Raw genomic sequence first — 19,511 nt, 5'->3', positions numbered from 1 at the left:
GTTCAAGGAATGTCTTGCCGGGGAACCGAACGATGCGTGTACATGGGTTGATGATGCCATTGCTGGCCCTGTTCGCCGCCAGCTCTGCCTGGGCTGCGGATTGCCCGGCGTTGTTGCAGGGCAGCCTGCCGGAGCTGCGTGGCAAGGAACAGGTCGACCTGTGCCAGCGCTTTGGCGGCAAGCCACTGGTGGTGGTCAACACCGCCAGCTATTGCGGGTTTGCGCCGCAGTTCGAGGGGCTTGAGAGCACCTACAAGGCGTACCACGGGCAGGGGTTGGAAATGCTCGGCGTGCCGTCCAACGACTTCAAGCAGGAAGACGCCGACAGCGAGAAGACGGCCAAGGTGTGCTACGCCAATTATGGTGTGACCTTCACCATGACCAAGACGCAGGCGGTGCGCGGCAAGGATGCGATACCGTTGTTCGTGGGGCTGGCGGAGCAGAGCAGTGCGCCCAAGTGGAATTTCTACAAGTACGTGGTGGATCGCAAGGGCAAGGTGGTCGGCAACTTCTCCAGCCTGACCAAGCCGGATGACCCGGCGTTCAGGGCGGCGATCGAGAAGGCGATTGCCTCGCAGCCGTGACAGGGTAAAGCGTGCACGGCTCCTGTGGCAGCGACTGCCTTGCTCAATTTCACCCGCGAACACCGGCGAAGCCGGTGTCATACACCGCAGGGCCTCAAGCGCTGGCAAGGCGGCTGCCACGGTCGTGCATCCTCAATGCGGATGCACCGTCAGCGCTACCAGGCGCACTACCAGCGGCCTGACCATCAACACGCAAATGAATGCGACCGGCATGGCCAACTGGTAAGCCTTGAGCACATTGCTCAGGTACTGCGCATTCACCCCGGCATTGGCGGCGGTGATCACGAAGCACATCAGCAGAGCCATGATCGACGACATGTAGAGCGCAAACACATACGGCGTTGCGCTGGGGCGTAGTTTGCGAAGGCTGCGTGGCTGGGACGGGTTATTCATGTGATCTCCTCAACGGTGGGTGAGGCGCAGGTTAGCAATGCACCGGGGCCCCGCTGTAGACCCGTAAGGCTGAGTTCTTTATAAAGAGATTCTTACGAATCGAAGGGCTCGACATGGACCTGCTCAACGCCATCCGCAGTTTCATCAAGGTGGTCGAAGCCGGCAGTATTGCCGGTGGGGCGCGCAGCCTGGGGGTCAGCCCTGCTGCGGTCAGCCAGAACCTCGCACGTCTCGAAGGCCACTTGCAGGTGCGCCTCGTCAGTCGCAGCACGCGCAGCATGGCGTTGACCCCGGCCGGGACACTCTATTACGAGCGGGTCAGGAACGTGGAGCGTGACTTGCTCAACGCCGAGCAGGCCGTCACTACGCCCGACAGTGAGCCGCAAGGGCGGTTGTGCATCGCCTCCACCTCGGCATTCGGCCGCCACGTGCTGGCACCGCTGATCCCCGCCTTCAGCGCCCGTTACCCCTTGCTTTCGATAGAGTTGGTAACGACTGATCGACGGGTCAACCATGCGCGTGAAGACGTCGACGTCAGCCTGCGCATTGCCCCGCAACTCGAAGACCAACTGCTGGCGCGGCATATCGCACGCATTCCGTTCATCTGCTGTGCATCCCCAGGCTATCTGGCGAGCGCAGGCTTGCCGGCCACGCCCGAGGCACTGCGCGACCATCGCTGCCTGGTGTTTCGCTACCCGGTGGATGGCCGCTTCCTGCGGTGGGGGTTCGTACGTGATGGCCTGCGCTTCGAGGCCGAATTCGGCACGGTGCTGATCAGTGACGATATCGACGCGCTGACGCAGATGGCGCTCAACGACGGTGGCATCACCCGGCTGGCCGAATTCATCCTCAGGCCGCGCCTCGCGTCCGGTGCGCTGGTGCCGTTGTTCGAATACCGCGACGACAGTCAGGCCTACGCCCAGACCGAGCCGATGGACATCTACCTGTGCCTGGCCGACCGCTTCGCCATGACCGCCAAGGTGCGCGCGTTCATGAACTACCTGCAGGATTCGCTGGGTGACAGCTGGCAAATCCAGGCCTGAAAAAACCGCCACAAGGGCGGTTCTTCATGCAGCAACAAGCGTCAGAAGCGGTAGGTGAGGGATGCACCCACGCCGTGCGCGCTGTTCTCGTACTTGGCCTGGTAGCTGCCTTTGCTGGCGCTGACCTGGTTGACCTTGGTGTCCTCTTCCCACAGGTAGGAGTAGGCCACGTCGATGGTCATGTCTTCGTTCGGGCTCCAGCCCGCACCCAGGCTGAACACCTTGCGATCGCCGGTCGGGATGCGCGGTGAACGGTCGTGGTTGTTGGTTGGCGACTGGTCTACGGTGAAGCCGGTGCGCAGTACCCACTCCTTGTTCACCTTGTAGGACGCGCCAATGGCGTGGGCCCAGGTGTCGTGCCAGTTCTGCTCTTCGGTAATGGTCTGGAACGCCGAACCTGCCAGTCGCGCCGGGACATCGTTCTGCACGGTGATATCTTTCAGGCGGCTCCAGCGGGTCCAGGTGCTGCCTGCGTACAGGGTCCACTGGTCGTCGAGTTCGTGGGTGACCGAAAGGTCGACCGACTCTGGTGTCTTGATCTTCAGGGTAGCGTCGAACTTGCTGCCGCTGAATGCCCCTATCAGCGGGGTGCTGACGCGGGTCTTGCCTTCGAGCTTGTAGTCGACCATCGAGTGGTAGGTCAGGCCGACGCGGGTGCTGTCGGTGGCCTGCACCAGAATGCCGATGTTGTAGCCGACAGCGGTGTCGTCGCCCTTGATCTTGACTTCGCCATCATTTCCGCCGAGGAAGGCTGGGGTCGGCAGGTTAGAGCCCAGTTCACCTTTGATGCGGTTGATGGTTGGGCCGAAACCGATCGAGACCTTGTCGTTGAAGGCGTAGCTGACAGTTGGCTGGAAGGTCACTACCTCGACATGGCTCTTTTTGCCCCAGTAGCGGGCGGCATCGTCGCTGCCGTAGTCGGTGACCAGGCCGAAGGGTACGTAAACACCGAAGCCGACGCTCCAGTGATCATCGATCGGCTTGACGTAGTAACCCATCGGTACGCCAACGACCGGCACCATGTCACCATCGGTTTCCCCCCCGAAGTTGCTGCCAGGGCCCGAGATATCGGACTTGGCGATGACGGCAGCGCCGCCCACGGTGATTTGTTCGCGCTTGAGGCGGGACATGCCTGCCGGGTTGCCAAACACGGTGCTGGCATCTTCGGCAGAAGAAGAACGTCCCGCGAAACCTGTCCCCATGCTGCTGATGCTCTGTTCGTTAAGGGCGAAGCCGGCAGCGAACAGTTGGCTGGAGGCGAGAGCAACGGCTACGCCGAGGGAGGTTTTGAGCATGACTTTTTTCATTATTAGAACTCCTTGGGATCTCCGGGGCGAAAAGCTACCAACAAATCACGCGCTGCGCTATAGCCCGTATCACAGGAGATAGAGCGGTTTTGTAGGACAATCCGACCAAAATTCCTTTTTTTCCGGTAATGCGTAGGATGATTCTCAAGATGCCTGTGGCAATTTCTGATCAACGCACAGATGCCAGGCCTGAGTGAAGTCGCGCAGGCGACCTTGGGGGTGAAAAATTTGCCGCCAGATCCGCGCCTGGCCGAGCAGATCGTCAGCGGCAGGCAGGGGGGTGGACTGCGCTTCGATCAGCATCCAGGCAATGGCGGTGGAGTAGCGCAGGTTGACCGTGAGTTCCAGGTGCGGGCCGCCGAGGAACGCGTGCTGGCTCGCCAGGCCGCGTACCAGGCTGGCTAGCTCGGGGTCGCGGGCGAGAAAATTGTCCCATACGGCTTGGTGGCGATGCTCGCCGATGCGGTACAGGCCGTGGCCACGCCTGTCATGCAAGGCTGAGCCGAGCGCCGACTGGCTGGCCGCGATGCCCAGCAAAAGAGCTTCGGCACTGGCGCAATGACGGTTGAGGTAGACCAGGGTTGGTCGGATCACATACTGACACAATTCATTCGCCGCAATACCCATGATGCCCTCGAGCAGTAAAGGGCCGACGGGCGCTGGAGCTTGGCAGCTGGTGATTGGTCAGGCCCGCCGGAAGCGGTAGGGACCGCTCGAGTTGAAGTGTAGTGTGATAATCATGGTGTAAAGAGCTGTTTTTAAATCGATTGCTGCCTGACGTTCGGCGCCATATGCCTTGCGGCAATTACGCCAAGAACGATCAGGAAGCTTGCGACACGGTGCATTCAGCGGCTGAATGCATCGGTATTCGCCGCTCACGCGGTGAGCGACTGGCGGGTCCGGGCAATCACGGCTTGCAGCGGTTCCGAGCGGTTGTACTGCTCTGGGTACAGACGTTCGGTGTGGCAGGCGACGCCGTGTTCGTCCACCAGGGTGAAGCTGAAGTTGCCCTTGCGAGGGGCGGTGATCAGGCACTTCAACGGCGAGAAGGCCTGGGAGAGGGTGCCAATGGCAGCCTGAATTTGATGATGAGTATGCATATTGTTGGAGGTTCCTGCTTTAAACACGGGAGATATGATCCGTGCATGATAGAAACGTTCCAGTGACGCCTTTATTAAGGGACGAACGAACCTGACTGGAACAGGGCAGCCAGGGAGAGCGCAATCATAAGGTAGGCGCTTGGGCTGACTGGTAGGTACTTCAGAGGGCAGGCAGCATGCCGGGGCCAAGGTTCTAGGCCGTCGGTATGGAATCCTGATCAATCTGTCACGTGATTCGTGCTTGAACAGCGCTGGGCTGGCGAGTGAATCATCGAAAGGGCCGGTCCTGATTTCAGCAGTGATGCTCTTGGGGGGGAGCAGGCCTGCAAGGACGCTTCTGGCCAGAATTGACTTTCAGCTTGGTACTAACGAGGCGCACCTTACCGGAACTTTGCGGGCTTTGCAAGCCTTGCGAAAATTCCACAGGTGAGCCGAGCATTATGGCGTTTCTTGCGCGTGCTGGGAAGAGGGGGCAAACGGCCTTCAAGTGGCAGGATGTACCAATTTCGTGCATTCAACTGCAGGTTTTCGGTGCACTTGTTCACATTCGAGGCGTGAGTTGTAACAGCCCGGCAACAGCGCCGCAGAAGCTCGCCAATGCCTTGACTGGCAGCTTAAGTCAATGAAAAAAAACACTAATTTTAGCTGGTGAAAAAATCGTCAGTTTGACTGTAAGCCCCGTTTCATAGGGGTTTGCGGGGTCCTTAAGGGGGTTGTCCACCGAGTTATCCACAGGAACTGTGGATTGTCCCGAGCGCTTGCTCTAGGACGGGCGTGCCAGCAAATTAAAGAACTGTCCGACAATCGTCAGGCAGCTGCAGACCTGCTGGTCATCGACTTGAAAACGTCAAGAAAAGATCGGTGAAATTTTTTTTCAACCCTCCGTAAATCGACAGGCCACGCGGCAGAAAAAAGAGTAGAGTGGCGCGCCTTTCGAGTTGCCTTCCCTGTTTGTCATGAAATTTCGCGGTAAACACCTCGCCAGCCCCACTGCGGCCTCACCGGCCCCTTCGACCAAGCGCTTCTCACTGAAAGTGGCCCTGTGGTTGCTCGACAACCCGCGCCTGGGCGACAAGCCTCAGGTCAAGCACCTGGCCGGGCGTCTGCTCAAGCAGCCCGCGCGCCAGGGCGTGGTGGTGGCCCAGAGCCGCTTGGGGCAAATGCTTTGCCGCGATTGCGGCAACGCCCGCGACCGACGTATCGGCCACGAACTGCTGCGCCAGGCTGCTCGGGCCGGTGATCAGCGGGCGCAGCTGGAATATGCGCGGCTGTGCCAGGGCAATGAGCCGGAGCAGGCGCCCGCCACGGCAGACTGATAAGCTGCAGCTCATTTGCAACAGACCGTTCGGGGTAAGCATGGCAGTGGATCTGACCAGCATTCTGCTGGGCTTGGTGGCAGGCGCCTTGCCTTGCCTGATTTGGGTCATGCATGTACAACGCCGGCACGGCGCACGGCAAGGCGAGCAGGCCTTGCTTGAGGAGCGTCTCAATGGCGCCCAACTGGCCCAGGCCGGCCTGCAGGCGCAACTGGATGCCAGCCGCGACGAGGTCAGCGACCTCAGCGAAGCCAATAGCGTCAAGCAGGCCCAGCTGGCTGCTCAAGGCCGCGAGCTCGAACTGCTGCAGATCGACCGCGACAATGCCCGCGACGCGGCTCACGCCTGGCAGCTCGAACGGGCCAGTCGTGAGGCCGAATTGCGCCGCCTGGAGGCCCAGGGTGCCCGCCTGGAAGCGGAGCTGCGCGAGCAGCAGGACAGCCACCAGCAGCGCCTGGAAGACCTGCAGGAGGCCCGCGATACGCTGCGCGCCCAGTTTGCCGACTTGGCCACGAAGATCTTCGACGAGCGTGAGCAGCGCTTTGCCCAGACCAGCCAGCAGCACCTGGGGCAGTTGCTCGACCCGCTCAAGGAGCGCATCCAGGCCTTTGAAAAGCGCGTCGAGGAGAGCTACCAGCAAGAAGCCCGTGAGCGATTCTCGCTGGGCAAGGAATTGGAGCGCCTGCAGCAGCTCAACCTGCGCCTGTCCGACGAAGCCACCAACCTCACCCAGGCGCTCAAAGGCCAGAAGACCCAGGGCAACTGGGGTGAACTGATCCTTGAACGCGTGCTGGAGCATGCCGGCCTTGAGAAGGGCCGCGAGTACCAGACCCAGGTCAGCCTGAAGAGCGCCGACGGCGAACGCTTCCAGCCCGACGTACTGATCATGTTGCCGGGCAACAAGCAGGTGGTGGTCGATGCCAAGGTCAGCTTGACCGCCTATCAGCAGTACGTCAGCGGCAACGATGAAAACGCGCTCAAGCAGCACGTTCAGTCGCTGCGCAGCCACGTCAAAGGCCTGTCGAGCAAGGATTACAACCGCCTCGAAGGTCTGCACAGCCTGGATTTCGTGCTGTTGTTCGTGCCTATCGAGGCGGCGTTCTCGGCCGCCCTTCAGGCGGAGCCGAACCTGTTCCAGGAGGCATTCGACCGGCAGATCGTGATCGTCAGCCCGACCACCTTGCTTGCCACGCTTCGGGTAATCGACAGCCTGTGGAAGCAGGAACGCCAAGGCCAGAACGCCCGCGAGATCGCCGAGCGCGCCGGCTGGCTGTACGACAAGTTCGTGCTGTTCATCCAGGACCTGGACGAGCTGGGCAACCGGCTGCAGCAGGTCGACAAGGCCTACGCGGCAGCGCGCAACAAGCTCTGCGAGGGGCGCGGCAACCTGGTCAGCCGCAGCGAACAGCTCAAGCTGCTCGGGGCCCGTGCCAGCAAGAGCCTGCCGGCCGACCTGCTGGAGCGGGCGCTGTCGGATGAAGGGTTGGCGGACGCGGCGGTTACTGCACCAGGCTCAGATGGCGATTGAGCAGGGCGCGCAGGGCCGCCGGCTTGACCGGCTTGGCCAGGTAGTCCAGGCCTGCGGCGTGTACCGTGGCCAGGGTTTCCTTGCTGCCGTCGGCACTGATCACCACCCCCGGCACCGGTTCAGCCAGGCAGGCGCGTAGCCATCCCATCAGCGCACTGCCGGTGTCGCCCTCGTCCAGGTGGTAGTCCACCAGCGCCAGGTGTGGGCGCATGCCCTGGGCCAGCAGCGCTTCACATTCGGCGCGGTTGCGCGCGGTCCAGACCTTGCAGCCCCAGCGGCTGAGCAGGCTGTTCATGCCGATCAGGATGCTGTCTTCGTTGTCGATGCACAGCACCTGCAGCCCGGCCAGCGGCTGGCTGGCCTGCTCGACTGGCGCTGTCGGTGCGGGCACCGCCTGGCGGGCGATGGGTACGTTGACGCGAAACACCGTGCCTTTGCCAGGCCACGAGCGCACTTCCAGCTTGTGGCCCAGTACGCGGCACAGACCATCGGCGATCGCCAAACCCAGGCCCAGGCCCTTTTCGGCGCGGGTTTGGTGGCTGTCCAGGCGCTTGAACTCCTGGAAGATCACTTGCAACTTGTCGTCGGCGATCCCCGGGCCACGGTCCCACACTTCCAGCCACAGCTGTTCGCCCTGGCGGCGCACGCCCAGCAGGATCGGGCCTTTGCCGTAGCGCAGGGCGTTGGTGAGGAAGTTCTGCAGCACCCGGCGCAGCAGTTTCATGTCGCTGTCGATGCGCAGGCGGCTGCCGCGCAGGCGGAACGCCAGCCCCTTCTCGGCGGCCAGCACCTTGAACTCCGCGCCGAGGGTGTCGAACAGCTCGTTGAGGGCGAAGGGTTTGGCGTCCGGGGTGATCTTGCCGTTCTCCAGGCGCGAGATGTCCAGCAGGTCGCTGATCAGCTCTTCGGCCGAGCGCAGCGAGCTGTCCATGTGCTGCACCAGTTGCTGGGCCTCGTCGTTGAGCCCCTCGGCCTGCTGCGACAAGGCGGCGGAGAACAGCCGCGCGGCATTCAGCGGTTGCATCAGGTCATGGCTGACTGCGGCCAGGAAGCGGGTCTTGGACTTGCTTACCGCTTCGGCCTGGCTCTTGGCTTCCGACAGTGCCTGGTTGAGCTGAGACAGCTCATGGGTACGCTCGGCCACGCGCTGCTCCAGCCCCTCGTTGGCATCGCGCAGCGCCTGCTCGGCCTCGCGGAACGGGGTGATGTCGGTGAAGCTCATGACGAAACCGCCACCAGGCATCGGGTTGCCGATCAGCTCGATCACCCGGCCATTGGGGAACAGCCGTTCGGACGAGTGCGCGCGGCCCTGGCGCATCCAGTGCAGGCGCCGCGCCACATGCACTTGTGCTTCGCCCGGGCCGCACAGGCCGCGTTCGGCGTTGTAGCGGATGATGTCGGCGATCGGGCGGCCGACGCTGATCAGCCCGTCGGGGTAGTTGAACAGCTCCAGGTAGCGGCGGTTCCAGGCCACCAGGTGCAGGTTCTGGTCAACCACGCTGATACCCTGGTTGATGTTCTCGATGGCGCCTTGCAGCAGGGCGCGGTTGAACTGCAGCACTTCGCTCGCTTCGTCGGCAATCCGCACCACGTCTTCGAGCTGCATGTCGCGGCCTTCGATGGCCGCCTTGACCACGGCACGGGTCGAGGAGCTGCCGAGCACGCCGGCCAGCAGGCGCTCGGTGTGCTCGATCCAGTCGCCATCGGCGTTCTGGTTGGGGTTGAAACCTTTGCCCTGGCGATAGGCGAAGCGGATGAAGCTCTGCCGTGCGCGTTCCTCGCCGACGAAACGCGAGGCCAGGGTCAGGAGGTCATCGATCTGCACCGCCAGCAGCGGCTTGCCATTGGGCCGGGCGCTGGTCTGCTGGCCGATGAAACGCCCCGCCTGCCAGTGCTCCGACACGCGGGTGCGCGACAGCATCGAGACCCAGGCGAACAAGGTGAAGTTGCCCGCCAGCGACAGCACCACGCCTTGGGTGAGGGGGGTGATCGGCAGGTTCAACGGGTTGCCGTGCAGCCACGCCAGGCCAGGGAACAGCTCCAGCGACCAGCCCAGGCTGTGGGCGGTGATCGGCAGTACCAGGGTGTAGAACCACAGGAAGATACCCGCGGCCAGGCCGGCGAACACGCCGCGGCGGTTGGCCTGCTTCCAGTACAGCGCGCCGAGCATGGCCGGGGTCAATTGGGTCACGGCGGCGAAGGCGATCTGGCCGATGGTCGCCAGGCTCGCAGTGGAGCCGAGCAGGCGATAGCTGACGTAGGCCAGCAGCAGGATGACCACGATGGTCACCCGGCGCACCGAGAGCATCCAGTGGCGGAACACCTCGAACGGCCGTTCGGCGTTGTTGCGGCGCAGCAGCCAGGGCAGCAGCATGTCGTTGGAGACCATGGTCGACAGCGCCACGGCCTCGACGATGACCATGCCAGTGGCGGCCGAGGCGCCGCCGATGAAGGCCAGCAAGGCCAGGCTCGGGTGCGCTTCGGCCAGCGGCAGGCTGATCACGAAGGAATCGGAAATCACCGTGCCGGGCAACAGCATCTGCCCGGCCAGGGCGATGGGCACCACGAACAGTGCGGCCAGGGCCAGGTACATCGGGAACACCCAGCGTGCCAGGCGCATGTCCTGCGGCTCGATGTTCTCCACCACGGTCACATGGAATTGCCGCGGCAGGCAGATGATCGCCATCATCGCCACGGCGGTCTGCACCACCATCGACGGCCAGTTGATGGTCTCCTGCCAGTAACTCTCCAGGTGGATCGACTGGCGTGCCTGGGTGAACAGGTCGTCAAAGCCGTCGTACAGGTTGAACACCACGAACACGCCGACGGCGAGGAAGGCCAGCAGCTTGATCAGCGATTCGAAGGCAATTGCCAGGACCATGCCGCGGTGGTGCTCGGTAACGTCCAGGCTGCGCGTGCCGAAGACGATGGCGAACAGCGCCAGCACCAGCGACACCACCAGTGCGGTGTCCTGCACGCGGGTGCCGGTGGCATCGGCATTGGCGCCGATCAGCAGGTTGACGCCGAGCACGATGCCTTTGAGCTGCAGGGCAATGTAGGGCAGCACCCCGACCAGGCAGATCAGCGCCACCACCACCGCCAACGTCTGCGACTTGCCGTAGCGCGCGGCGATGAAGTCGGCGATCGAGGTGATGTTCTGCTGTTTGCTGATCAGCACCATCTTCTGCAGCACCCAGGGTGCGAAGACCAGCAGCAGGATCGGGCCCAGGTAGATCGGTAAAAACGCCCAGAGCTGTTCGGCGGCCTGGCCGACCGCGCCAAAGAAGGTCCAGCTGGTGCAATACACCGCCAGCGACAGGCTGTACACCCAGGCGCGCAGCCGCGGCGGCAACGGCGTGCTGCGGCGGTCGCCGTAGAAGGCGATGGCGAACATGACGGCCATATAGGCCAGGGCGACCACGGCGATCAGCCAGCTGGACAACGACATGAAAACTCCGGAGCAAAAAAGATAACGCGGTCCCGATCAACCAGTCTGGCACGCAGGCGAGGGTTCGTCAGCGCCGACGATGGTCGCAGTGGCGAGTCGTCGCAGGCTTCAGCTAATACCTGTGCCGGCCCATACGCGGCACAGCCACCCTCAATTGCGGCGAGTACCCAGCCAGTAGAACACTCCCGCCAGTATCACCGACAACACCAGCAGGTAGAAGGTCGCCCCCGGCCACCCGTGCCCCAAGACGAACCCGACCATCACCGGCCCCAGCGCCGCGCCCAGGTTGGAGAGGTTCTGCGCACCGTAATACACCCCGCGCAGGTGCTCCGGCGCTATCAGGTCGATGAACATGTACTCGGCCGGTATCACGATGATCTCGCCGAGGGTGAACACCAGCATGGCCAGGCACCAGGCCAGCACCGTCCCGGCGACCGAGAAGCCCAGCAGCCCGGCGATGAACAGCGCCATCCCGGCCAGCAGCCAGGGCATCAGCTGCTGGCGGCTGATGCGGCGGCCGATCAGGTATTGCAGGGCGATCACCGTCACGGCGTTGGTGGTCACCAGGTAGCCGACCAGGTGCGCCGCCTCGCGGGCGCTGGTGGTCACCACCAGGTATTGCGACAGGTAAGCGGTGAACTGGCCGAACACCACCGCACTGAGCACACCGCCGAGGGTGAAGCACACCAGCCGCCGATCCCGCGCCAGCCCCAACGCCACCTGGGCAAAGCCGGCAGCCGGCGGGGCGGGGGCACTGGCCTGCAGCCCGCGGTCGCCCAAGTGCCAGTAGGCCAGGCACATGCCCAGGCCAATCAGCGCGGAGGCGAAAAAGGGCAGATGAGCGTCAAGCTCCAGCAGCGCCACCCCCAGCAGCGGGCCGACCGCGTAACCCACGTTGCTCAGGGTGTACTTGATGGCGAACACCTCGGCACGTTGCTCCACCGGCAGCAGTGCGCAGAAGCCCGCCTTGGCGGCGATGTCGACCACGGCCAGGGCCAGGTTGATCAGCACCAGGCACAGAAAGAACAGCAGCGCCGAACGGCTGGCAATGGCAGCGACGAAGGCCAGGGCAAACACCAGCGTACTGGCGGTGACCAGGGTGTGGTTGCGCAGGGTGTCGACCAGATGGCCGCCGTACAGGCTCAACAGCGAGGCGACGATCAGCGCGCCGCCGATCAGCAGGCCGATGTGGCTGATCGACAGCTGGAAGTTGTCGGCCAGGTAAACGACCAGGTAGGGCAGGGTAAGGGCACGGGCCACGGTCAGGGTGAAAGTAGTGGCCAGCAGCAGACGCACGGCTGCGGGGTAGTGCTTGAGGGCGGCGAGCATTGCCACTTCCTTGTTGTGGGGATTGCCGCTGCTGAGCATATGACATAGGGGGGCTGCTGCGCAGCCCATCGCTGGCAAGCCAGCGCCTGCAGGTAGCGCATCGCCAGTAACGCCGGATGATTCCTGTGAGAGCCGGCTTGCCGGCAATGGGGGCGCCGCGGCGTGGCGACCAGCGGAGGATTGACACCCTGGCATCCACCGGGAATACTCTTCGCAAATTCATATATATGTTTATATAACAAGACGAGAGCGACCATGCCCCCACTGTCCGGTGATGCTCGACTGCCACGCTACCAACAACTGCGCGACCACCTGATCGAGCAGATTGCCAACAACCGCTGGCGCCCCGGTGAAGCGATCCCTACCGAAGCCGCGCTGGCGACCGAGTTCGACATGTCGGTCGGCACCGTGCGCAAGGCCGTCGATGTGCTGGTCAGCGAAGGCGTGCTGGAGCGCCAGCAAGGCCGCGGCACGTTCATCCGCCGCCCACAGTTCCAGTCTTCGCTGTTCCGCTTCTTCCGTTTCGAGACCGCCAGCGGCGAACGGGTGATGCCGGAAAGCCGCATCCTTTCCATCGAGCCCGTGCCGGCACCGTCGGCAGTGGCTGCAGCGTTGGGGCTGGCGGCCGAGGCCGAAGTCATCCGTATCGTCCGTACCCGTCTGCTCGGTGCCCAGCCGGTGCTCGCCGAAGAGATCTGGCTGCCGCGCCAGACCTTCCAGCCTTTGCTGGATGTCGACCTGCAGAGCAAGGGCCCGCTGCTTTACCCGATCTATGAGGAGCTGTGCGGCCAGGTAGTCGCCTACGCCGAAGAGAGCCTGACCGCTGAAGCGGTCGATGCGGCGCATGGCCGCTTGTTGCAACTGCCGGCCGACAGCCCGGTGGTGGTGATCGAGCGTCTGGCCCGTGATTACGCCGGCAAACCGTTGGAATGGCGCCGCTCGCGCGGCCATGCGCAGCACTTCCGCTACCGCATCGACATTCGCTGACCCGGCTGCTTCGCCCCGTTACCCGTCTGCGCCGTTCTGCCACGGCGCAGTGGCTTCGCCTGCCCGGTCGCCAGCGTGCCAAGCGCTTCGGTACGCCCGGCCGTAACACACACAACTAGAAGGATAACAATCATGTTCAGCTGGTACCGCCAGATCACCTCACGGGAACGCAAGACGTTCTGGGCCTGCTTCGGCGGCTGGTCGCTCGATGCGCTGGAAGTGCAGATGTTCGGCCTGGCCATCCCGGCGCTGATCGCCGCGTTCTCCCTGACCAAGGGTGACGCTGGCCTGATCAGCGGCCTGACCCTGGTCACCTCGGCCATCGGCGGCTGGCTCGGTGGCACCCTGTCCGACCGTTACGGCCGCGTGCGCACGCTGCAGTGGATGATCCTCTGGTTCTCCTTCTTCACCTTCCTCTCGGCCTTCGTCACCGGCTTCTACCCGCTGCTGTTCGTCAAGGCCATGCAAGGCTTCGGCATCGGTGGCGAGTGGGCGGCCGGTGCGGTGCTGATGGCCGAGACCATCAACCCGAAATACCGCGGCAAGGTCATGGGCACGGTGCAGAGCGCCTGGGCCGTGGGCTGGGGCCTGGCGGTGGCACTGTTCATGCTGATCTACTCGCTGGTGCCTGCGCAATACGCCTGGCGGGTGATGTTCTTCGTCGGCCTGCTGCCATCGCTGCTGATCATCTGGGTGCGCCGCAACGTGCAGGAGCCGGACAGCTTCCAGCGCCTGCAGAAAGAACAGGCCATCCCGGTCAGCTTCTTCAAATCCATGGCCGGTATCTTCCGCCCCGAGCTGCTGCGCGTGACCCTGCTGGGGGGGCTGCTGGGCCTGGGTGCCCATGGTGGTTATCACGCGGTCATGACCTGGCTGCCGACCTTCCTCAAGACTGAGCGCAACCTCTCGGTACTGAACTCCGGCGGCTACCTGGCGGTGATCATCTTCGCCTTCTGGTGCGGCTGTGTGGTCAGCGGCTTGCTGATCGACCGCATCGGCCGGCGCAAAAATATCCTGCTGTTCGCCCTGTGCTGCGTGCTGACCGTGCAGGCCTACGTGTTCTTCCCGCTGACCAACACCCAGATGCTGTTCCTCGGCTTCCCGCTGGGCTTCTTCGCCGCCGGCATCCCGGCCAGCCTGGGTTCGTACTTCAACGAACTGTATCCGGCCGACGTACGCGGCGCCGGGGTTGGCTTCTGCTACAACTTCGGCCGCGTGCTGTCAGCGGTGTTCCCGTTCCTGGTCGGCCACATGAGTGAGTCCATGTCGCTGGGCAGTGCGATCGGCATCGATGCCGGCATTGCCTACGGCGTGGCCATGATCGCCGTGCTGTGCCTGCCGGAAACCCGAGGCCGCACCCTTGAGGCAACGCCCGAGCCGCACCTGGCCGGCGCTGCAGCCAAGTAACCTGACCCTTGCCCCGATTGAAAAGCTCCGATTGAAAACCATGCCTGACGTTCCCGCTTCATTGATCACCGCCATCGACAGCCACGCCCACGTCTTCAGCCGTGGGCTGAACCTGGCCAGCGAGCGCCGCTACGCGCCGAGTTACGACGCGCCGCTGGGCGATTACCTGGCCCAGTTGCAGGGCCATGGCTTCAGCCATGGCGTGCTGGTGCAGCCCAGTTTCCTGGGCACCGACAACCGCTACCTGCTGAGCGCCCTGCAGACCGTGCCAGGGCAGTTGCGCGGGGTGGTGATGCTGGAGCGGGACGTCGAGCGCGAAACCCTGGATGAGATGGCCCGTCTTGGGGTGCGGGGTGTGCGCCTGAACCTCATGGGCCAGGCACTGCCCGATCTCAAAGGTGCAGCGTGGCGGCCTCTGCTGGAGCGCATCGGTGAACAGGGCTGGCACCTGGAGCTGCACCGCCAGGTGGCGGATCTGCCGGCGCTGGTGCGGGCCTTGGCGCCCTATGGCCTGGACATCGTGGTCGACCATTTCGGCCGGCCCGATGCCCGCCTGGGCTTGGGCCAACCGGGCTTTGCCGAGCTGCTGACGCTGGGCGGCAAGGGCAAGGTCTGGGTGAAGGTGTCGGGCATCTATCGGCTGGAAGGCACGCCGGAACAGAACCTGGCGTTCGCGCGCAAGGCGCTGGGTGCGCTCGAGGCGCACTATGGCGCCGAGCGTTTGATGTGGGGCAGCGACTGGCCGCATACCCAGCATGAATCGGCGGTGAGCTTTGCCACGGTGGTCGAGCAGTTCGAGGCGTTGGGGTGTTCCGCTGAACTGCGCCGGGCGCTGCTGGTGGATACTGCGAGGGCGTTGTTCGGTTTCGAGTGATGCAGCACCTGCCCCGGCCCTCTCGCCGGCAAGCCGGCTCCCACGAGTACCCCGCTGAACCTAAGAGCTGCGGGGTACCTGTGGGAGCCGGCTTGCCGGCGAGAGGGCCGGTACCGACTGCTTAAAAAATCAGAACCGGAACCGGCTGATCATCTGCTGCAATTGCCCACCCAGCCGCGCCAGCTCCACACTGGATGCCGAAGTCTGCTGGCTGGCCTCAGCCGTCTGTTCGGAAATATCCCTCACCGTTACCACGCTGCGGCTGATCTCCTCGGCCACCGCGCTCTGCTGCTCCGAGGCCGCAGCGATCTGCTGGTTCATCAGCTGGATCCCCGACACCCGTTGGGTAATCCCTTCCAGCGCCACACCCGCCTCACGTACCAGCGCCACGCTGCTCTCGGTCAGGCTCTGGCTTTCTTGCATCAGCTCGCTCACCGAACGGGTGCCTTGTTCCAGGCTGCCGATCGCCGACTCGATTTCCAGCGTCGAGGCCTGTGTGCGTTGGGCCAGGCTGCGCACTTCATCCGCCACCACGGCAAAACCACGGCCTGCCTCGCCGGCGCGGGCCGCTTCGATCGCGGCGTTGAGCGCCAGCAAGTTGGTCTGCTCGGCCACTGCCTTGATCACGTCCATCACCTTGCCAATGCGCTGGCTCTCGCTGCGCAGCGCGCCCATGGCCTCGCCGGTGGCATCCACCTGGCTGGCCAGGCGGTCGATCTGTGCGACGGCGCGGTTCACCACACTGTCGCCTTCGCGCGCTTCTTCATCGGTGGCACTGGCCGCGAGTGAGGCTTCGCCGGCATTGCGCGCCACTTCATGCACGGTGGCGGCCATTTCCTGCATGGCGGTGGCGACCTGGTCGGTTTCGACTTTCTGATTGTTGGCGCCGGCGCTGGTCTGCTCGGTGATCGCCGACAGCTCTTCGGTGGCGCTGGCGATCTGCGAAATGCCGTCGCGCACCTGGGCGATCAGCTCGCGCAGGTTGCGGGTCATGCCCTGCAGGGCGTTCTGCAGCTGGCCGACTTCGTCGCGGCGGCGGCTGGCCGGTTGTTCGCTGAGGTCACCGGCGGCCACCTGTTCCATGGCCCTGAGCACCTGGCGCAGTGGCTGGCTGATTTGCCGGGCAATCACCACGGCGGCCAGCGCGCCGATCAGCAGGGCGAGGAGGGTGGTGACGACCTGCAGGGTCTTGGCGAACTGGCTGTCATTGGCCACCGCCACGGCCTGCGCGTCGAGCAGCTTGCCAATCAGGGTGTTGAGCGTTTCGACGTCATTGCCCATTTGCGTGCGGTAGTCCACCAGCTTGCTCACTTCGCCCCGGAAAGCGTCCACTGCGCCGGCGTAGGCGCGCACCTGCTGCTCCAGTTGCTGGAATTGCGCAGCGAAGCTGCCGTTGAACCTGGCCACCAGGCCCGGCAGCTCGTTCACCGTCGTGGCGATCTGCGTGTTCATCTGCTTTTCGGTATCGGCGTTGGTGTTACCGGTGTAGCCGCGTACGTGGTAGCGCAGCAGGATGAGGTTTTCGCGAATCTGGTTGATCGCTTCGATGCGCACGAAGCGCTGTTCGGCGTCGGGCAGGGCGCGCACCTGATTGCGGATGCGTTCGATGCTGGCAAAGGAATCGGTCGCCAATACGCCCATGGCTTTCTGCGCGGCGCGCATCTTCTGGTAGGACTGGAAGCTCAGCGCCTGATTGCCGGCGTAGGCCTGCAAGGTCTGGTCGGCCTGGCTCAGGATTGCCTGGCTTTCCGGCTTGGCCAGTACCCCGCGCAACCTGCCCAGGGGCTGCTGGAACGCGTCCAGTGCCGCCTGCAGTGCCTTGCCTTCGCTTTCTTCGCCGTTGGCCATGGCATGGCGCAGTCGGGCCACCCGCAGATCGCCGAGGGCGTCATTGAGGCCGGAGACATCATTGACCACTTCGCTGCGGCGCACCAAGCTGCCGAGCCCATCCCAGCCGATCAACGACTGAATCAGGGTCAGGCACAGCACCAGGCCGAAACCGAGGAAGAGTTTGCTGGCGATCCTGAGGTCGCCGAACCAGGTAAACATGCTGCTGAGCTCCTTTTCTTATGCGTTGGAGGAGACCGGAGGTCTGTCCCTTCTGTCAGATATAGTCATCTATATGAATTATCGGCAGATGTAACAAAATCTGAACAGGAATTTCCTGTTGTTTGGCCTCAATGTGCCAGTAGTGCGGATGGCATGGCTTGGATCGGCGTGCTCGACTTGCCAGCACCACGCATTCCCGTGCAGATTTGTGGCTTCTTGCGGCCAGCGTGCCTCCAATGACTAAAGCCCCTCAGGGAACAAGGACGATGAGTCATTCCTCGCAATTCACCTTGCTCGGCAAGCGGCGCTTCCTGCCGTTTTTCATCACCCAGTCGCTGGGTGCCTTCAACGACAACCTGTTCAAGCAGTCGCTGATCCTGGCGATCCTGTTCAAACTCAGCCTTGGCGGCGGCGACCGCTCGATCTGGGTCAACCTCTGCGCGCTGCTGTTCATCCTGCCGTTCTTCCTGTTCTCGGCGCTGGGCGGGCAGTTTGGCGAGAAGTTCGCCAAGGACGCGTTGATCCGCGCGATCAAGCTGGCCGAAATCGCCATCATGGCCATCGGCGCGCTGGGCTTCATCACCCACCACCTGGCGCTGATGCTTGTGGCGCTGTTCGGCATGGGCACCCATTCGGCGCTGTTCGGCCCGGTGAAGTATTCGATCCTGCCTCAGGCGCTGCGTGAAGAAGAACTGGTCGGCGGTAACGGCCTGGTGGAGATGGGCACCTTCCTCGCCATCCTCGCCGGCACCATCGGTGCCGGGGTAATGATGGCCAGCGACCGCTACGCCACGGTGGTGGCGGGTGGTGTGGTGGGCACCGCGGTGCTGGGCTACCTGGCCAGCCGCTGGATCCCCCGCGCTGCGGCTGTTGCGCCGCAGATGAAGCTGGACTGGAACATCTTCAAGCAGTCGTGGCTGATCCTGCGCATGGGCCTGGGCCAGCCACCGGCGGTGTCGCGCTCGATCGTCGGCAACTCGTGGTTCTGGTTCGTCGGCGCCATCTACCTGACCCAGATCCCGGCTTATGCCAAGGATTGGCTGCACGGCGACGGCACGGTGGTGACCCTGGTGCTGACCCTGTTCTCGGTGGGTATCGCCCTGGGTTCGTTGCTGTGCGAGCGCCTCAGCGGGCGCAAGGTCGAGATCGGCCTTGTGCCGTTTGGCTCGTTCGGCCTGACCCTGTTCGGCTTGCTCTGGTGGTGGCATTCCGGCGATGTGCCGGCCGCTGCGGCGCCGCATGACTGGCTGACGTTGCTGGGCATGCGCCAGGCGTGGTGGATATTGCTGTCGATCGTTGGCCTGGGCGTGTTCGGTGGCTTCTATATCGTGCCGCTGTATGCGCTGATCCAGGCACGCACCGCCGAGGACCAGCGCGCGCGGGTGATTGCGGCCAACAACATTCTCAATGCCCTGTTCATGGTGGTGTCGGCCATCCTCACCATCGTCCTGCTGGGCCTGGCCGACCTGAGCATCCCGCAGCTGTTCCTGGTAGTGTCGCTGCTCAACGTGCTGGTCAACGCCTACATCTTCAGGATCGTGCCCGAATTCACCATGCGCTTCCTGATCTGGCTGCTCAGCCATTCGATGTACCGCGTGGAGCACCGTGACCTTGAGCGCATCCCGGATGAGGGTGCTGCGTTGCTGGTGTGCAACCACGTATCGTTCGTCGACGCACTGCTGCTCGGCGGGGCGATCCGCCGGCCGATCCGGTTCGTGATGTACTACAAGATCTACAACCTGCCGGTGCTCAACTTCGTGTTCCGCACCGCCGGTGCCATCCCGATTGCCGGGCGTAATGAGGACGCGGCGATTTATGAGCGTGCATTCGAGCGCATCGCCCAGTACCTGGCGGCGGGTGAGGTGGTGTGCATCTTCCCGGAAGGCAAGTTGACCGGTGATGGCGAGATCGACGTGTTCAGGGGCGGTGTCAGCCGCATTCTGGAAGAGACCCCGGTGCCCGTGATTCCATTGGCCTTGCAGGGGCTGTGGGGCAGTTTCTTCAGCCGTGATCCGGGCAAGGGCTTTTTCAAGCGCTTGTGGTCGCGGGTGACCATCGTGGCAGGCGCCGCCATCCCGGTGGAGGCGGCGCAGCCAGCACTGTTGCGTGAGCAGGTGAGCCGCTTGCGCGGCGAGCTGCGTTAAAC

Annotated in this window: 15 protein-coding genes and 1 pseudogene; 8 read left to right on the top strand and 8 right to left on the bottom strand. The window is 63.6% G+C overall.

Annotated elements, in window-relative coordinates; genetic code table 11:
• Nucleotides 1-32: 32 nt before the first annotated feature.
• A complete protein-coding gene (locus tag ACIPIJ_RS24805) occupies nt 33-584 on the top strand; it encodes a glutathione peroxidase (protein ID WP_401081813.1) in 552 nt (183 codons plus the stop codon).
• 132 nt (nt 585-716) lie between these two features.
• Here the strand turns inward: ACIPIJ_RS24805 and ACIPIJ_RS24800 are convergent, their stop codons facing one another.
• Complete coding sequence (locus tag ACIPIJ_RS24800; protein ID WP_401081811.1) at nt 717-977, bottom strand: DUF2798 domain-containing protein; 261 nt, start codon at nt 975-977, stop codon at nt 717-719.
• Between the two features lie 113 nt (nt 978-1,090).
• On the opposite strand from ACIPIJ_RS24800, the gene ACIPIJ_RS24795 reads away from it, so the two are divergent.
• Nucleotides 1,091-2,020, top strand: a complete 930-nt coding sequence (locus tag ACIPIJ_RS24795) for a LysR family transcriptional regulator (protein ID WP_401081808.1) — start codon at nt 1,091-1,093, stop codon at nt 2,018-2,020.
• Between the two features lie 41 nt (nt 2,021-2,061).
• Here ACIPIJ_RS24795 and ACIPIJ_RS24790 read toward each other — a convergent pair whose 3' ends face one another.
• From ACIPIJ_RS24790 to ACIPIJ_RS24780, 3 genes are all read right to left on the bottom strand, one after another.
• Entirely contained in the window at nt 2,062-3,327 is a 1,266-nt protein-coding gene (locus ACIPIJ_RS24790) for an OmpP1/FadL family transporter (protein WP_401081806.1), read from the bottom strand.
• Nucleotides 3,328-3,471: 144 nt separating this feature from the next.
• Entirely contained in the window at nt 3,472-3,954 is a 483-nt protein-coding gene (locus ACIPIJ_RS24785; RefSeq protein WP_401081803.1) for a hypothetical protein, read from the bottom strand.
• Nucleotides 3,955-4,202: 248 nt separating this feature from the next.
• On the bottom strand, nt 4,203-4,427 hold the full coding sequence (locus ACIPIJ_RS24780; RefSeq protein ID WP_401081801.1) for a hypothetical protein: 225 nt from the start codon (nt 4,425-4,427) through the stop codon (nt 4,203-4,205).
• Nucleotides 4,428-5,383: 956 nt separating this feature from the next.
• Here ACIPIJ_RS24780 and ACIPIJ_RS24775 point away from each other — a divergent pair.
• Nucleotides 5,384-5,743: a sel1 repeat family protein gene (locus tag ACIPIJ_RS24775; protein ID WP_401081799.1), complete on the top strand. Its 360-nt coding sequence runs from the start codon at nt 5,384-5,386 to the stop codon at nt 5,741-5,743.
• Nucleotides 5,744-5,897: 154 nt separating this feature from the next.
• A complete protein-coding gene (rmuC, locus tag ACIPIJ_RS24770; RefSeq protein WP_401082017.1) occupies nt 5,898-7,271 on the top strand; it encodes a DNA recombination protein RmuC in 1,374 nt (457 codons plus the stop codon).
• On the opposite strand, the gene ACIPIJ_RS24765 is transcribed toward rmuC, so the two are convergent.
• Nucleotides 7,243-10,719, bottom strand: coding sequence for a NahK/ErcS family hybrid sensor histidine kinase/response regulator (locus ACIPIJ_RS24765; protein ID WP_401081796.1), 3,477 nt, complete (start codon nt 10,717-10,719; stop codon nt 7,243-7,245). The genes rmuC and ACIPIJ_RS24765 overlap by 29 nt on opposite strands.
• A gap of 150 nt (nt 10,720-10,869) precedes the next feature.
• Nucleotides 10,870-12,048, bottom strand: a complete 1,179-nt coding sequence (locus ACIPIJ_RS24760) for an MFS transporter (protein WP_401081793.1) — start codon at nt 12,046-12,048, stop codon at nt 10,870-10,872.
• A gap of 255 nt (nt 12,049-12,303) precedes the next feature.
• Here ACIPIJ_RS24760 and ACIPIJ_RS24755 point away from each other — a divergent pair, with 255 nt between their 5' ends.
• From ACIPIJ_RS24755 to ACIPIJ_RS24745, 3 genes are all read left to right on the top strand, one after another.
• Nucleotides 12,304-13,035 (top strand): GntR family transcriptional regulator, encoded by a 732-nt coding sequence (locus ACIPIJ_RS24755; protein ID WP_401081790.1) that lies wholly within the window; start codon nt 12,304-12,306, stop codon nt 13,033-13,035.
• 132 nt (nt 13,036-13,167) lie between these two features.
• A complete protein-coding gene (locus tag ACIPIJ_RS24750) occupies nt 13,168-14,442 on the top strand; it encodes an MFS transporter (protein ID WP_401081787.1) in 1,275 nt (424 codons plus the stop codon).
• Nucleotides 14,443-14,482: 40 nt separating this feature from the next.
• The gene (locus ACIPIJ_RS24745) at nt 14,483-15,316 is read left to right on the top strand and encodes an amidohydrolase family protein (RefSeq protein WP_401081784.1); all 834 of its coding nucleotides are present in this window, start codon (nt 14,483-14,485) and stop codon (nt 15,314-15,316) included.
• Between the two features lie 129 nt (nt 15,317-15,445).
• On the opposite strand, the gene ACIPIJ_RS24740 is transcribed toward ACIPIJ_RS24745, so the two are convergent.
• Together ACIPIJ_RS24740 and ACIPIJ_RS24735 are read right to left on the bottom strand one after the other, a co-directional pair.
• Entirely contained in the window at nt 15,446-16,309 is an 864-nt protein-coding gene (locus ACIPIJ_RS24740) for a methyl-accepting chemotaxis protein (protein ID WP_401082014.1), read from the bottom strand.
• Nucleotides 16,301-17,365, bottom strand: a pseudogene (locus tag ACIPIJ_RS24735) (methyl-accepting chemotaxis protein); the annotation flags it as partial. The pseudogene ACIPIJ_RS24735 and the gene ACIPIJ_RS24740, both read right to left, overlap by 9 nt.
• Nucleotides 17,366-17,631: 266 nt before the next feature.
• Here ACIPIJ_RS24735 and ACIPIJ_RS24730 point away from each other — a divergent pair.
• Nucleotides 17,632-19,509 carry a 1-acyl-sn-glycerol-3-phosphate acyltransferase gene (locus ACIPIJ_RS24730; protein ID WP_401081782.1) on the top strand — a complete coding sequence of 626 codons (1,878 nt, stop codon included), beginning with the start codon at nt 17,632-17,634 and terminating at the stop codon, nt 19,507-19,509.
• Nucleotides 19,510-19,511 lie beyond the last annotated feature (2 nt).

It is taken from the genome of Pseudomonas sp. NPDC087185, from assembly GCF_044744955.1.
In the GTDB taxonomy this organism is placed as follows: Bacteria; Pseudomonadota; Gammaproteobacteria; order Pseudomonadales; family Pseudomonadaceae; genus Aquipseudomonas.
Note: the sequence above shows the minus strand (reverse complement) of the source record. Positions and strands in the feature narration are given on the sequence as shown.